This window comes from Psychrobacillus psychrotolerans, from assembly GCF_900115805.1.
GTDB lineage: Bacteria > Bacillota > Bacilli > Bacillales_A > Planococcaceae > Psychrobacillus > Psychrobacillus psychrotolerans.
Genome location: NZ_FOXU01000008.1, coordinates 83,080 through 97,439 on the forward strand (window position 1 = coordinate 83,080; position 14,360 = coordinate 97,439).

The 14,360-nt window shown below is 36.3% G+C and carries 17 protein-coding genes; 15 read left to right on the forward strand and 2 right to left on the reverse strand.

The window, feature by feature from the left end:
• The first annotated feature begins 12 nt into the window (after positions 1-12).
• From BM260_RS14670 to BM260_RS14710, 9 genes are all read left to right on the forward strand, one after another.
• Positions 13-516 (forward strand): GNAT family N-acetyltransferase, encoded by a 504-nt coding sequence (locus tag BM260_RS14670; protein WP_093538097.1) that lies wholly within the window; start codon positions 13-15, stop codon positions 514-516.
• 199 nt (positions 517-715) lie between these two features.
• Positions 716-1,108, forward strand: a complete 393-nt coding sequence (locus tag BM260_RS14675; protein ID WP_139219927.1) for a DUF4870 domain-containing protein — start codon at positions 716-718, stop codon at positions 1,106-1,108.
• 304 nt (positions 1,109-1,412) lie between these two features.
• A complete protein-coding gene (locus BM260_RS14680; RefSeq protein ID WP_245762742.1) occupies positions 1,413-2,123 on the forward strand; it encodes a YwaF family protein in 711 nt (236 codons plus the stop codon).
• On the forward strand, positions 2,113-2,889 hold the full coding sequence (locus BM260_RS14685; RefSeq protein WP_093538098.1) for a methyltransferase domain-containing protein: 777 nt from the start codon (positions 2,113-2,115) through the stop codon (positions 2,887-2,889). Before BM260_RS14680 ends, BM260_RS14685 begins: the two co-directional genes overlap by 11 nt.
• A 60-nt stretch (positions 2,890-2,949) precedes the next feature.
• Complete coding sequence (locus BM260_RS14690; RefSeq protein WP_093538099.1) at positions 2,950-3,435, forward strand: outer membrane protein assembly factor BamD; 486 nt, start codon at positions 2,950-2,952, stop codon at positions 3,433-3,435.
• A 224-nt stretch (positions 3,436-3,659) separates the two neighbouring features.
• A complete protein-coding gene (locus tag BM260_RS14695; RefSeq protein WP_093538200.1) occupies positions 3,660-4,109 on the forward strand; it encodes a GNAT family N-acetyltransferase in 450 nt (149 codons plus the stop codon).
• 44 nt (positions 4,110-4,153) lie between these two features.
• Positions 4,154-4,636 (forward strand): hypothetical protein, encoded by a 483-nt coding sequence (locus BM260_RS14700; RefSeq protein WP_139219928.1) that lies wholly within the window; start codon positions 4,154-4,156, stop codon positions 4,634-4,636.
• Between the two features lie 96 nt (positions 4,637-4,732).
• Positions 4,733-4,999 (forward strand): hypothetical protein, encoded by a 267-nt coding sequence (locus tag BM260_RS14705; RefSeq protein ID WP_093538101.1) that lies wholly within the window; start codon positions 4,733-4,735, stop codon positions 4,997-4,999.
• A gap of 96 nt (positions 5,000-5,095) precedes the next feature.
• Positions 5,096-5,566, forward strand: a complete 471-nt coding sequence (locus tag BM260_RS14710) for an NUDIX hydrolase (RefSeq protein ID WP_093538102.1) — start codon at positions 5,096-5,098, stop codon at positions 5,564-5,566.
• 109 nt (positions 5,567-5,675) lie between these two features.
• Here the strand turns inward: BM260_RS14710 and BM260_RS14715 are convergent, their stop codons facing one another.
• On the reverse strand, positions 5,676-7,130 hold the full coding sequence (locus BM260_RS14715) for a phospholipase D family protein (protein ID WP_093538103.1): 1,455 nt from the start codon (positions 7,128-7,130) through the stop codon (positions 5,676-5,678).
• A 182-nt stretch (positions 7,131-7,312) separates the two neighbouring features.
• Positions 7,313-7,825, reverse strand: coding sequence for a helix-turn-helix domain-containing protein (locus BM260_RS14720; RefSeq protein WP_093538104.1), 513 nt, complete (start codon positions 7,823-7,825; stop codon positions 7,313-7,315).
• Positions 7,826-7,992: 167 nt separating this feature from the next.
• Here BM260_RS14720 and BM260_RS14725 point away from each other — a divergent pair, with 167 nt between their 5' ends.
• From BM260_RS14725 to BM260_RS14750, 6 genes are all read left to right on the forward strand, one after another.
• Positions 7,993-9,333, forward strand: a complete 1,341-nt coding sequence (locus BM260_RS14725; RefSeq protein ID WP_093538105.1) for an MFS transporter — start codon at positions 7,993-7,995, stop codon at positions 9,331-9,333.
• Positions 9,334-9,396: 63 nt separating this feature from the next.
• Complete coding sequence (locus tag BM260_RS14730) at positions 9,397-10,380, forward strand: ornithine cyclodeaminase family protein (RefSeq protein WP_093538106.1); 984 nt, start codon at positions 9,397-9,399, stop codon at positions 10,378-10,380.
• Between the two features lie 185 nt (positions 10,381-10,565).
• Complete coding sequence (locus tag BM260_RS14735; RefSeq protein ID WP_093538107.1) at positions 10,566-11,543, forward strand: ring-cleaving dioxygenase; 978 nt, start codon at positions 10,566-10,568, stop codon at positions 11,541-11,543.
• A gap of 303 nt (positions 11,544-11,846) precedes the next feature.
• The gene (locus BM260_RS14740; RefSeq protein WP_093538108.1) at positions 11,847-12,809 is read left to right on the forward strand and encodes an ABC transporter ATP-binding protein; all 963 of its coding nucleotides are present in this window, start codon (positions 11,847-11,849) and stop codon (positions 12,807-12,809) included.
• Between the two features lie 57 nt (positions 12,810-12,866).
• Entirely contained in the window at positions 12,867-13,454 is a 588-nt protein-coding gene (locus tag BM260_RS14745; RefSeq protein ID WP_093538201.1) for an ABC transporter permease, read from the forward strand.
• Positions 13,455-13,458: 4 nt separating this feature from the next.
• Entirely contained in the window at positions 13,459-14,352 is an 894-nt protein-coding gene (locus BM260_RS14750; RefSeq protein WP_093538109.1) for a glycine betaine ABC transporter substrate-binding protein, read from the forward strand.
• Positions 14,353-14,360 lie beyond the last annotated feature (8 nt).

The following is a 14,360-nucleotide window of genomic DNA, read 5'->3' on the forward strand; positions in this document are numbered from 1 at the left end:
GGAGATGAAAAAATGAACATTCGTAATGCGAAAGAAGAAGAGTTAGTTCATATACGTGAAATGAGATTACATGCATATGAAGAGCATGCACCTAAAATACCGGAGGCCCACTGGAATGCACTTCAACAATCTATTCTATCGGATGCAGATTCAAAACCTGGTATTGAACGAATCGTGGCAGAAATTGATGGTGAAATTGCAGGAAGTGTTGCTTTGTTTGCGCCTGATAAACAAATTTATGAAGGTTTACTGGACGAAGTGCTCAATTATCCAGAGTTACGTATGCTAGCTATCTCTCGACAAGCTAGAGGTAAGGGTGTAGCAACAGCACTTATCCATGAATGTATGAAGCGCACAAAAGAAAAAGGTTTTACAGAGATGGGACTGCATACTGCAGATTTTATGGAAAATGCCATAACATTATATACGCACCTAGGCTTTGAACGCTTACCACAATATGATTTTGAACCAGCAAATGACGGGATTATTGTAAAAGCATTTCGAATTAAAGTATAGCTAAGGAAAAAGATTCTCTTTATGTTAAATAAGAGGATCTTTTTTTTTTCGTTGTTTCGATTATGTAGCTGAATAATGAACATTTTCATATGATGAAAGGATGGAGCCAGTTCTTTCATAAATGTGGTATTTATAAATCACCAAACATATTATAGACTTCATCGTTTTAACTCTTGATCAAAACAAGGAGGTGATATGTATGAACGAACAGGAAAATAACAGTAAAGAAGAAGCTGCTTCTCCTAAACAAAAGGAAACAGAAATAGGAGTAAATAAAAATAATGCAATTGGTTTAGATGAAAATATTGCTGGTATGCTTTGTTATTTTTTCATCGTCGGACTTATCTTTCTATTCGTAGAGAAGGAAAATCGCTTCATTCGTTTTCATGCATTGCAGTCTGTAGTTTTAGCAGTAGCTCTTATTATAATAAGTATGGTCTTGCCTTTTATCCCAATAATCGGTTGGATGCTGAGTATCTGGTTGCCTTTACTTGTCCTTGCACTGGTAGTTTTCTTAATGTACCAGGCTTACAATGGGAAATACTACAAGCTTCCAATTCTTGGTGATATTACTGAAAAACAGTTAAAGTAAGTTAGATATAAAGTTTCCGTAATTAGATGAAACTAAAATGGGGTACCTGGTTCTTTACAGCATAGTCTGTTTTAAGAGCTAGGTGTTTTTGTTTAAAATGAGCGAAAGAAAAAGAGAGTTAAAAGGAGTGATATAACCTATTGCTAGAAGAGGAGCTCTATCAAGCAAAGTCGACTGGATATAATAACGTCAAAATAAAATTCAAATGATGAAAGCTGCTCGGGGAATTACACGAGTAGTTTTTTATAGAGGAAATTCAAAAGACTAAGCCGAATATTAATAGAGTAGATAGGGAGGGAAAAGATTGGAATATGCCTTTAAAATGTTTTCTGGAGTACATTTAGCTTCCGCTATTACTTTATTTATATTAATCTTGCTGTTATATTTCACTAGAAACAAGTGGTCTCATCAACAACAGAAAATCCAATTAAGGGAACGTTTTTTCGCTCTCACTTTATTTATTATGGATGGTTGTTATTATATGTGGCTTGTTCAAACAGGGAGGTGGGATTGGGGAAACTCATTGCCCCTTGAGCTATGCAGCATTAGTTTAATCGTTACAATGGTTTTACTTTGGACTGGTAACAAGAAGTTCTATCCGTTTGTATTTTTTGCTGGAATTGGAGGAGCTATTCAGGCAGTTGCCACACCGGTATTAGATATAAATTTTCCTCACTTCAGGTTCTTTCATTTCTTCTATACACATTTTGGAATTATTTTAACTGCCCTTTATTTCACGTGGGTGAGAGGTTACCGACCAACTTTTAAAGGGCTTATCCAGACGATGGTTATTTTGAATATATTGCTACCTTTCTTATTCGCTATAAATTTTATAGTAGATGGCAATTATATGTTTTTACAGGAAAAGCCAAAGGGTGGGAGTTTATTGGATTTCCTAGGTCCTTATCCGTGGTATGTATTATCACTGGAATTTGTAGCGATTGGTGTATTTTGCTGTCTATGGCTTTTGTTTAGGAACCGGAGTAAGCAAGGAGAGAGTGTATATGTTAAATAATCCGACCACCTTATCAGACTGGGTAACACCACATTCTATAGAGTGGTATGAACAACTGTCAGCATTGCAACGTGTTTATAAGTACAATTGGAATTCCACAATAACCATACCAAATGGAGAGTCTGTTTTTGATGAAGAAGTGACGAGGTTGATCAAAAACAAAAAGGTTTTGGATGTTGGTTGTGGGCATGGCGAGTTTACTAAGTATTGTAGTTCATTTGCAAGGCAGATTGTAGGTTTTGATGTTACCGAAAACTTCTTGGAAATTGCGAATGTAAATGAGAAGTCGAATCTATCTTTCCAAGCTGGAAATACAAAACATGGGATGCCTTTCGAAAAAGAGGAGTTTGAATGTGCTTACATACGAAAGGGACCTACCTCGGCATATTCCTCCCTTGCTGAAATAGTTAAAAAGGGAGGAATCATTCTGGGACTTCATCCTGGAGACGACTTCGGCAAAGAACTGCCTCAAATATTCCCAAAGTTATTTGAACAATCCTTGGGTACGCCTTTCTTAGATAAAATAGAATTACAATTAGCGAATAATAAGTACACCACTTCTAAAATTGACTATGTGGTAAGTACAGAATATCTTCATTCACCTTTAGACGTATTAAAATTACGCTGCTTTGGTCAGCGGGCTTCAGTTTACGACAAGCTAAAGGAAGAAGATTTAGAGGAAGTTACTAAAATATTTAATGAAAATAGTACAATAAATGGTCTAGCAGTTACCAATTCCTTCTACATCGTTCGCTTAATTGTTTAAAGGGACTGAAACTTTTTTTGTGGTAAAAGTGTCCTATATATAAAGGGGAGAATTTACAGCATGAAGTTATTAAAAAAGACGAGCATGGCTATTCTAGTCATGTTAACTGTGATTGTATTGAGCGCATGCGCAGAAAAGGAAACACCAAAAGAAGCAACACCAAAAGAATCAATGTCTGCAGGTGAAAAACTCGTTAATATTATGAATTATGAGCTTTCTACAAAGCTTCTCACTTTGGATGAGGTTGAATGGATTGATGAATCGGATACGGATAGGATTAAGGAATTGGGATTAGATGTAGAGAAAGATCTACCTACGTCATTTGCTGTTAATGGATTTGCAATTTATAACGAAAACATGGAAGAAGTAAGCATAAAACTAGCTGATGATGCAGAACTGTTTTTAGTAAATCAAGAAAATCCATTGGAGCCAAGAGCAGTTGATGAAAAGGAATTTATCACTTATTTATTAGGTGTTAAAGGTCCTTATAATGTAACGGTTAAAGATGATGAAGTAGTGAGAGTCGAAGAAAAGTATATGCCTTAATGATTGAAAACACTTGGATTACTGTAAATAAGCAGTAATCCAGGTGTTTTTTTGTTCTAGGATAGTTTTATCGATTATGAGCTATTTTGCTATTTTATGGGCTATGTGTGCACTCCTTCGCTTGAGAAATATTATTTATAAAAGAGGAATTAATTGCTATACGGGAGAATTTAAGAGTAGAAAGCATTATAGAAGGGATTGAAATTTTGTATATATTAAAGAAAATGACACAGACGCAAGCTGAAGATATAGCTAGTAATTGGCATTATAATGATGAATACTCTTTTTATGATATGGATGCAGATGAAGAGGACCTTGTTGAATTCTTAGATCCAAATAAACGTAAGGAGTCTACATTTGCTGTCATGAATGGTCAAGATATTATTGGTTACTTTTGTTTTAATAGAGTAGATAAAGGAACGATTGATATAGGTTTAGGGCTGAAACCAAATCTAACTGGAAATGGAAGAGGAATGGAATTTCTAAGAGTAGGACTAGATTTTGCTAAAGTTACGTATAATCCTGATCATATTACATTATCAGTAGCCGCTTTTAATCAACGAGCTATAAAAGTATATAAAAAGGCTGGGTTTAAGGAAGTAGAGACATTTATGCAGACTACAAATGGAGGTTGTTTTGAGTTCCTTAAAATGACTTATCCATGTGTTCGCTAAAAGGAGAGATATTTATAAATATAAAAGGAAGATTAATTTTCGTTATGATATGTTTAATCGTTTTAGTAGGGTGCGCAGAACAACAGTTAATATCAGAGGATACGATTCGTATTGGAGTTATTGGCGACAATATAGAAGAATTTAAGTATTCAAATGTCATTTATGAATCTTTAGAGGTGGAGGAAGTCCTCACAAATGACGAATTGAAAACAAAGTATAATTTTCTAATGGTTAGTAATAAACATTTTAACACTGTATCCGGAAGTGATTATATATCTCGTTTTGACAGTATGCAGATGCCTGTTTTATTTGTTGACTCAACAAAAGGATGGATGCCCTTTATTAGCCCATTAAATTTGCAAATACCTAAACTGTACAGTGAATTTAACACTCTCCCTTTTAAACAATCTATCATTTCTACCTATGAACTTACGGGGGTATTTAGTGGAGTATCAGTTCAATATCCCAATGATGAAAAACTTTCTCAAGAAGAATTTGAAGAACTAGCGACTTATATTTTCAGATAATATAAAAGCTTATGGGCTTGAAAGTATCGACATTGATTTCACAATAGAACTTAAATAAGATAGACGAGAAGAGACACATCGCTAGGAGGTGATAATTTGGAGGAGAACAATAAGTTCGCTTTATATTTCTATGCTTATGCAGGTGCATTAGGTCTGGTTCTTTTAATAGTAACTATCATAAAATATTATGAAACTGTTGAATTTAGTTCTAGTTACCTATTACCTTTCTTTGGATTTATTCTTACATTTTCTTATATAAATTACTTGGAAAGTAGAGCAGGCATTAGTAAAAAGATTATTTGGATCAAATCGATTTCATCAATTATTATGTTGCTGTTAATTTCAAAGGTTTTATTTTATTAATCTAATACCGTGGTTACTTTTACGGGGCAGGTTAATATCGAGTAGTGTAGAAATATTAGTTTGGACAAAACGTTCAACCAGAATAGAGGGGATATTATGGATATATCTTTTAAAACGGCAGAAGGTAGATTTAATTATCGTGTGGGGGGATTGATAGTGCATGATAACAAGCTGCTAATCATGCAAGACCAAGGTCAGCCATACTATTATGTACCAGGTGGACGTATTAAAATGAACGAAAAAAGCGAAGATGCAGTCAAGCGTGAAATAAAAGAAGAGCTAGGCGTGGAAGTCACTGTAAAGCGAATGCTTTGGGTAAATGAAAATTTTTTCAAAGAGGAAACACTTAATGAACAATTTCATGAAATTTGCTTCTTTTATTTGCTGGAGTTAGAAGATGAAAAACTCCTAAAAAATAATGAATTTGTAGTAGATGAAGAAGGGAAAATACATACATATTTTTGGAAAACGCTGAATGAACTTAAACTTATTAATCTGTATCCACAGTTTTTGAGAGAGAAGATAGTTGAGCTGCCTTTGCATATAAAACATATTGTAGTGACTTAAAATAAGTCGTGGTGATACTATAGTTAAGCGAAGTGAGTAATGGAATAATAAAAAACGCTGAATTGACTCAGCGTTTTTATTATGTTGATATTTGGTAGAAATAATCTTGTTAATAGGTAGTTACTTTCGTAAACTTTTGCAATGTATAAATCCATCTTTGCCACCAAGTAAATCCATCTTGGAACTCTTCCAGTTCTACTGTGTACATAGCGTCTTCGTTATTCCAAAGTCGTTCAAAATAAGTTTCCATTTGAATTACTAATTCACTATCATTTGGTGCTACTACTTTTAAATTATTTTCAAGATTATAATCATCTAGCGTTCTTTCCGTGTAATTAGAAGAACCACTAGAAATAATCGTATGCTCGTCCGATTGAATCCAAATTGCTTTTGTATGGTATTGACCAATCACCGTATTATACCATCGTATATTCAGTTTACCTTTTGTATCTTCAACCATTTCCTGTACTACCGGACGATTTGGAAGTCCAGATTTTTCCTGACCAAATGAATTTTCGTTTGGATCGAGAATCATATTAACTTCTACACCTCGATTTGCGGCATCTATTAGTGCATTTACGATATCTCGCTTAGCAACAAAAAACATCCCGAGCCAAATTTTATCGCCTTTTTTGGTTGCTGCTAAGTCTTCGAGTAAAGCATCGAGAATCTTTTTCTCTGTTAAATACTGCACCTGATATTGTCCGTTGGATTCTTTTGTATCTACACGAGGCAGTTTAGGACCACCGGAAAACAAGGAAACGGCTTCTTCTGATTTTAAAATATCATTTAAGATGGGACCGGTAACTTTCAGTGCAATATTACCATGAAACCCACTCGCATCATGCGGGTTAGAAGACGTTACCATTGCTTCTTTTTCCGTAACTACTGCCTTCCGATGGTTTGCTTTCACATTAAGCAAAGTCAAATAGGAAGCAACTGTCATCTTAGGGGCTTCACTTGCCATCGCATTCGCAATCCAGCCCTCGCCTCCAAAGTCAAACCATTGGAAAAAGGTACGATAAATACCCGAATAGACGGGGGTAGAATCGCGCAAAGGATCTAAATCGGTATAAACTATTTCTACACCAGCTTCTCGCATTTTCTTAAACCACTTACTTTCAAAGGACCCGTAGCCCTTGTTTAGAGGATCGGTGATAAATACGATAGGCATATCTGGATGGTCTATCTTTTTTTGGGCTAATGTTGAAGACAATGTATCTGCAATCTTAGGGAAGTCCTCCTTTTCATCGTAATAGCCATCAACCAAGAAAAAATCCACTACGACAAAATCTTCTGCTTCCTCAATCATGTTATAAACTTCTTCAAATATATGATTTTCGTGAACCATGCCAGTTCCTTCTTGGTCCTGTGCATAGGTTAAATCAGTAATCATCTCAACTGAATCTGTATTATGTATGTCCCCTTTAAAGGAAACTCCCTCTGGTAAGGGTTTATATGTATGCCACAGCATGACTGCTATATAAACTACCGCAAACGCACATAGAGAACCGACCACTATTCTTTTTCGTTTACTCCATGGCTTCTTCTTCTTTCTAACCATCTTTCTTCCCCCTACTAATTCTCTTTTCTAGTTCTTTTCCCTTATAACTTGGAATACAAACCACCTTATAGAAGTCATGTAGCATGGTTTCTTAGGAAAGTGGACACACCTAGATATTCCATTAAATATCAATGAAAAAAGAGACCAATCATATTATGATATGGGCTCTTTTCTGTTGTCTATTATTTAGAAGAAACTACCAAAAATCGGATAGTCTTGTCTGAATAGTTATACCAGTAATGAGGCATATTCGCATCGAACATTATGGATTGTTGTTCCTGTAATTCCCTTTTTGACTCATTTACGACAACAGTTAATGTACCTTCTAGAACAAATAAAAATTCATGACCTCCGTGAGAAAAGGCATTTCCTTCGTTTTCACCTGGCTGGAGAGTTACTAGTATAGGGGCATAGGATGCTTCTTTCATATCACAGGATAAATCCTTGTAATAGAATTGCTGTCTTATTTCTTCTAGTTCTTCTGCGTGTGTGCTATCTGGGAAAAATACGGTTGGATTCACTGTTAATGCGTCTGCTATTTTTTTTAGGGATTCGAGTGTAACGCTCGATTTTCCTCGCTCCACCTGAGATAGGAAACTGATGGAGACATTGGTTTGTGCTGCTAAATCCTTTAAGGTTAGTTTTCGTTCTTTTCGTAATTCCTTTAAAATCTTACCAATTGAATGAGAAGACATCTATTATTCTCCTTAACTATGATGTATATATACATCATACCTTACCCTTTTGATATTCTTCCAATTATTATATTAAAAATAATGTTGACAGAAAATTTAAAACTATTTAGAATGTTAAAAACGGGAGAATTAAAGTGTCACTTCAATTATTAAAGGGGAAATGTGCGATGGATCCAAAGAAAATGAGGAAAGTCTGGATTGCAAGTTTAGTAGGAAGCTCGATTGAATGGTTCGATTATTTCTTGTATGGTACAGTTGCAGCACTTGTATTTAATCAAATATTTTTTGTTACAGAAGATCCATCAGTTGGACTAATACTTGCTTATGCATCATTTGCTCTATCATTCTTCATTCGCCCATTCGGGGGGATTATCTTCAGTCATATTGGAGATAGAATTGGGCGTAAAAAAACTTTAGTAGTTACACTATCACTGATGGGCGTCGCTACTTTTGGAATGGGGTTACTTCCAACCTATCAGGCGATTGGAATTTGGGCACCAATTTTGTTAATCACTTTACGTTTAGTTCAAGGGCTAGGTATTGGTGGAGAATGGGGAGGAGCCCTATTATTAGCGGTTGAATACGCGCCAAAAGAAAAAAGAGGTCTTTACGGATCCATCCCCCAAATGGGTGTAACGATTGGGATGGTAATGGGTACAGTTGCCTTATCTATAATGACTCTACTACCGGAAGAGTCCTTCATGACTTGGGGTTGGCGTATACCATTCTTGTTAAGTGCTTTACTAGTAATTTTCGGATTGTGGATTCGTAAGGGAATTGACGAAACGCCTTCATTTAAAAAAGTACAAGAAACTGGAGATATTCCTAAATTACCTATTGTAGATACATTAAGGTATCACTGGCGAGAAGTATTAATAGCAATTGGTGCGAAGGTAGTAGAAACGGCACCATTTTATATATTTGGAACATTTGTTGTTTCCTATGCAACTACGGAATTAGGTTTTTCTAGAACGACGACTTTGAACACCGTAATGGTAGCGACGATTATTACAACTATATTGATTCCTATTATGGGTAGCTTATCCGATAGAATCGGTCGTAAAAAAGTGTATGTAGCTGGTACAATTGGGATGCTATTATTTGCTTTCCCATATTTCTGGATGCTACAACAACAATCAGTTGTTTTACTAGTTGTGGCAACTGTAATCGGTCTAGGTATTATTTGGGCTCCAATTACAGCGGTACTTGGTACTATGTTCTCTGAAATATTTAATGCGAAGGTTCGTTATACTGGAGTTACATTAGGGTACCAAATTGGAGCGGCTTTAGCTGGAGGAACTGCCCCATTGGTAGCGGCGAGCCTGATGTTACAGTTTAACGGTTCTTATGTGCCAGTTGCAGTATATATCATGTTCACAGCAGTAATCTCTTTAATCGCTATTTGGGCAGTAAAAGACCGCAGTCAGGAAAACTTAGATGAGGAAAGTCCGTTAATAAAACCAGGTAGCAAAAGTATTAAAGTTGAAAAAGAATTAAGCAAAGTCTAATAACAAAACTCGTCTTTGCACGTGAGTGAAAAGACGAGTTTTTCATCATTGGAGGGTCACATAATGTTAATAGTGAATGAACAACAAATTATGCGTACATATAATATGAATGAAGCAATAAAAGATGTAGAAGAAGTGTTGAAGGCGAAAGTAGCTGAGAAAATTTCAAACCCGCATCGGACTGTAATCGAATTTCCACAACATGAGGCATCAGCCCTTTACATGCCGAGTGCGGATTTAGTAGAGGAAGTAACTGCTGTTAAAGTAGTAACTATCTATCCAAACAATCCAACTAATGGAAAACCAACGACACAAGGGGTTGTTCTATTATCGGACACCAAAAATGGGGAGCATGTGGCAATGTTGAACGCTTCTTACTTAACTCGATTACGAACGGGAGCCCTAAGTGCTATTGCTACCAATTATTTAGCTAGAAAAAATGCAAAGGTATTGACGGTTATTGGTACTGGGGCCATGGCTTTTGAACAAACTTTAGGCGTACTTGCAGTTCGAGATATCGATCGAATTATATTATTTAATCGTACTGCAAAAAAAGCACAGCAATTTGGAGAGCAGTTAAAAGATTTTGGTATAGAAGTTCCTTTTGAAATAGCAGAAGACGTATCTGTAGCAGTTCGTCAGGCGCATATCATTTGCTGTGCAACTCGTTCAGTCGAACCTGTATTTAATGGGAATGACTTACAACCAGGCACACATATTAATGGTGTAGGTTCTTATTTACCACATATGTTGGAGCTAGATGTAACAACTATAAAACGTGCTTCTAAAGTAGTTGTGGATGATTTGGCAGGAGTGAAGGATGAAGCTGGTGAACTGATACATGCTGAGAGTATTGGGGAGTGGTCATTTAATGATGTGCACGGAGAAATAGGACAGCTTGTTGCACGACAAGTAAATGGTCGAGAAGAGGAAGATGAAATTACTATATTCAAATCTGTAGGAGCGGCCTATTTTGATTTGGCTGTAGCTAAAGGCGCCTATATAAAAGCCAAAGAAAAAAACATTGGAACACATATAGAAGTTTGATGAACAAGCTAAAACTGTCTCCACTATGGGACAGTTTTTTTATTAGGAGAAAAATTAACTCTATGAGAGGTTTTATTTTATAAATCGGTGGAAGGATAGCATTATTGACAGGTTTTAATATCCATGATAAAATTACTTTGAATTAGAGATACTTAAATTAAAGATAAATTATTGGAGGAATATAGATGAATCACTTAAAAGGAATACACCATGTTACTGCTATTACAAGTAGTGCAGAAGAAAACTATAGATTTTTCACTTATGTATTAGGCATGAGACTCGTTAAGAAAACAGTCAACCAAGATGATATTCAAACTTATCATTTGTTTTTTGCAGATGATGTTGGTGGGGCAGGAACGGATATGACGTTCTTCGATTTTCCAAACATACCTAAAGGGACACACGGTACAAACGAAATATATCGTACTGGCTTCCGCGTGCCTACTGATGCTGCGTTAGTTTACTGGGTAAAACGTTTTGACCGCCTAGATGTAAAACATACTGGCATACAAGAGCAATTCGGAACTCAGGTATTATCATTTGTAGATTTTGACGACCAACAATATCAACTAGTATCAGATGAAAACAATAATGGTGTAGCAGCAGGCACACCATGGCAAAAAGGTCCCATCCCACTAGAATTTGCTATAACTGGTCTAGGACCGATTACTATACGCATTGCTGAATTTGACTACATGAAAGAAGTGCTTGAAAAGGTATTATTATTTAAAGAGATTGGACAAAACGGGTCATTCCACTTATTTGAAGTAGGTGAGGGTGGTAATGGTGCACAGGTTATAATAGAAAAAAACGTCATACTTCCTCCAGGTCGTCAAGGTTTCGGAACTGTTCATCATGCAGCCTTCCGAGTGGAAGATCGAGCAGTATTAGATGAATGGACACAACGGATGGAAAGCTTTGGCTTCAAAACATCTGGATTTGTCGATCGCTTCTTTTTCCAATCCTTGTATTCAAGAGTTGCAAACGGCATTCTGTTTGAGTTTGCCACAGATGGCCCAGGATTTATGGGGGACGAATCATATGAAACACTTGGGGAAAAATTGTCATTACCTCCATTCCTAGAACCACAGCGCGAACAAATTGAAGGACTAGTTCGTCCAATCGATACAGTTCGAAGCACAATCGAATTTGTAAAAGAATAAAAATAGAGTAAACCGTTTCCTAAAAGGGAGGCGGTTTTTTTATATGGCTGCATTAATAGTTGAGAGTAAAAAAATGCTTCTAGGAATAGTATCTGCTTAGTGAGTAAACGAGCGATGAGCCAAGTAAATTCAGTTTAACAGTGAGTAAAAACTTACTTATAAAGCTATCTGAACTATGTAGTAGATTCATTAAAACAGATTTCAAATAAAAATCATAAATAGAGCAATCAAATGCTTTATCTTAAACTTTTCAGGGTATACATAGAGGTTAGTAAATATAGTATAGATAAGGGGGCATACAATTTGATTCGTTTCGAGAATATTACGAAGGTGTTTCCAGACGGAACGAAAGCTTTGCAAGGGGTCTCTTTAACAATTCCAAAGGAGCAATTAGTGGTCATCATAGGACCGAGTGGTTGTGGTAAAACAACCCTTCTAAAACTTATTAATCGTTTAGAAACTCCTACGACTGGAGAAATTTACGTAGGCGACAAGGCAATTTCTGCTATCGATCCTGTTGAACTAAGGAAAACAATTGGATATGTAATTCAGCGAATTGGCTTATTTCCTCATATGACTATTGAAAAAAATGCTGCTCTAGTCCCAAACTTGAAGGGCTGGCCAAAGGAAAAAACGGCAACCCGTATTTACGAATTAATGAATATGGTAGGACTTAAACCCGAACAGTTTTTACGAAAATACCCACTTGAGTTAAGTGGTGGTCAGCAACAACGAATTGGTGTTGTGCGTGCACTAGCTGCGAATCCAGATATTATATTAATGGATGAACCATTTAGTGCGCTGGATCCGATTAGCCGGGAACAATTGCAAAATGAGATAAAGTATTTACAAGAAAAGATAAAGAAAACAATTGTCTTTGTTACACATGATATTGATGAAGCATTGAAAATTGCAGATATGGTTATAGTCATGAAAGATGGCATGATTGAGCAGATTGGGACACCTACAGAGTTAATAGAAAACCCTATCAATGATTTTGTGAAAAACTATATCGGAATAGAAAGAATTAATCGGAAAAAATCTGTTGGAAAAAGGGAACTAAAGGACTTTTCCTCCTTTTTTGACGGCGAATGGGAAGCTCCGTATATAGAAGTCGATGCAGCTATGTTAATAGAAGAGGCTATTGCTTTACTAGAAAACGGAACTACACATGGCCTTCTAGTGAAGGGTAACAACAAGGTGCTGGGCTTTGTAAATCAATCTATCCTACTTCGTGCAATATTAGCGAAGGAAGAGGTGGTATAAGTGAGTACCTTTATAGAGACGGTTCAAAGTCGTTCAGATTTAATACAAGAGGCGTTTATGCAGCATATTTACTTATCATTTGTAGCTTTAGCCGTTGGTATTGCCATTGCCTTACCTTTAGGTATATTAGTTGCAAGGTATCGTAGAATAGCAGAGCCAGTTATAGGAATCACCGCGATCTTTCAGACAATACCTAGCTTAGCGCTTTTTGGCTTCCTCGTTCCATTAATAGGAATTGGTGCTAAAACAGCTTTAATAGCCTTAATAATTTATGCACTTTTACCTATTTTACGTAATACATATACCGGGATTTCAAATATCGACGAATCTATGATTGAAGCTGGAAGAGGAATGGGTATGACGAAAGGTCAGTTGCTCTGGCAAATTGAATTTCCGCTTGCTTTGCCATTTATAATGGCGGGTATTCGAACGGCTACAGTTCTAACTGTAGGTATTGCTACCTTGGCAACATTTGTTGGAGCAGGTGGGTTGGGAGACGTAATTTACCGTGGATTGCAATCATACAATAATTCGCTCGTATTAGCAGGGGCATTACCAGTTGCATTACTAGCAATTCTGTTTGATCTGCTATTGAAATGGATTGAGAAAAAAGCTACACCAAAAGGAATGAGAACTGGAGGATGAAGAGATGAAAAAGATAATAGGATTAGTAGGAATTGCAGGAGTGATGCTTTTAAGTGCTTGTTCGAATTCAGATGAAGCATTAGTAATTAGTGGGAAGCCGTGGACGGAACAATTTATACTCCCACAAATTTTAGGCCAATATATTGAGGAAAAAACAGATATTGATGTGGAATATAAGGAAGGTCTAGGAGAAGTAGCAATTATGACTCCCGCTTTGGAAAAAGGTGATATTGATCTTTATGTTGAGTACACTGGCACAGGCTTAAAGGATGTTTTAAAAGAAGAATCTGAAGTAGGAGAAAGCTCAGATAGTGTATTAGAAAAAGTAAGGAAAGGCTATGAGGAAAAGTTTGAGGCTACTTGGTTAAGTCCACTTGGATTTGAAAATACGTATACACTAGCTTATACAAAGGATAATGAGTACAATGCAGAAACTTACTCAGAATTGGTAGAAGCTTCTAAAACTGGTGGTATGGTATTTGGGGCCCCTCATGCATTTTATGAAAGAAAAGGAGACGGCTTTGATGATTTAATAAATACATATCCATTTGTATTTTCTGAAACGCAAAGTCTAGATCCTAATGTTATGTATGAAGCATTGAAAAACGGAGACGTCGATGTTATACCTGCCTTTACGACTGATGGACGTATCGAACGATTTGACTTGCAAACGACAACGGATGATTTAGGATTTTTCCCTAAATATGATGCAGCTCCAGTCGTACGTATGGATGCTTTACAAAAGTTTCCAGAGCTTGAGGACGTGCTAAACGAGTTAGCGGGTAAAATATCCGAAGAGGATATGTTGATGATGAATGCGAGAGTTGACATTGATGGAGATAAACCCGAAGATGTAGCACACGACTTTTTAGTGGAAAAAGGATTAATAGAAAAATAAAAAACACC

What these genes read in the sequence shown, in the direction of transcription:
- BM260_RS14725 (WP_093538105.1), top strand. Translation starts at nt 7,993, where the DNA reads ATGGATCCAAAGAAAATGAGGAAAGTCTGGATTGCAAGTTTAGTAGGA.
- BM260_RS14720 (WP_093538104.1), bottom strand. Translation starts at nt 7,825, where the DNA reads ATGTCTTCTCATTCAATTGGTAAGATTTTAAAGGAATTACGAAAAGAA.
- BM260_RS14745 (WP_093538201.1), top strand. Translation starts at nt 12,867, where the DNA reads ATGCAGCATATTTACTTATCATTTGTAGCTTTAGCCGTTGGTATTGCC.
- BM260_RS14730 (WP_093538106.1), top strand. Translation starts at nt 9,397, where the DNA reads ATGTTAATAGTGAATGAACAACAAATTATGCGTACATATAATATGAAT.
- BM260_RS14685 (WP_093538098.1), top strand. Translation starts at nt 2,113, where the DNA reads ATGTTAAATAATCCGACCACCTTATCAGACTGGGTAACACCACATTCT.
- BM260_RS14710 (WP_093538102.1), top strand. Translation starts at nt 5,096, where the DNA reads ATGGATATATCTTTTAAAACGGCAGAAGGTAGATTTAATTATCGTGTG.
- BM260_RS14690 (WP_093538099.1), top strand. Translation starts at nt 2,950, where the DNA reads ATGAAGTTATTAAAAAAGACGAGCATGGCTATTCTAGTCATGTTAACT.
- BM260_RS14715 (WP_093538103.1), bottom strand. Translation starts at nt 7,130, where the DNA reads ATGGTTAGAAAGAAGAAGAAGCCATGGAGTAAACGAAAAAGAATAGTG.
- BM260_RS14700 (WP_139219928.1), top strand. Translation starts at nt 4,154, where the DNA reads ATGATATGTTTAATCGTTTTAGTAGGGTGCGCAGAACAACAGTTAATA.
- BM260_RS14695 (WP_093538200.1), top strand. Translation starts at nt 3,660, where the DNA reads ATGACACAGACGCAAGCTGAAGATATAGCTAGTAATTGGCATTATAAT.
- BM260_RS14675 (WP_139219927.1), top strand. Translation starts at nt 716, where the DNA reads ATGAACGAACAGGAAAATAACAGTAAAGAAGAAGCTGCTTCTCCTAAA.
- BM260_RS14670 (WP_093538097.1), top strand. Translation starts at nt 13, where the DNA reads ATGAACATTCGTAATGCGAAAGAAGAAGAGTTAGTTCATATACGTGAA.
- BM260_RS14735 (WP_093538107.1), top strand. Translation starts at nt 10,566, where the DNA reads ATGAATCACTTAAAAGGAATACACCATGTTACTGCTATTACAAGTAGT.
- BM260_RS14750 (WP_093538109.1), top strand. Translation starts at nt 13,459, where the DNA reads ATGAAAAAGATAATAGGATTAGTAGGAATTGCAGGAGTGATGCTTTTA.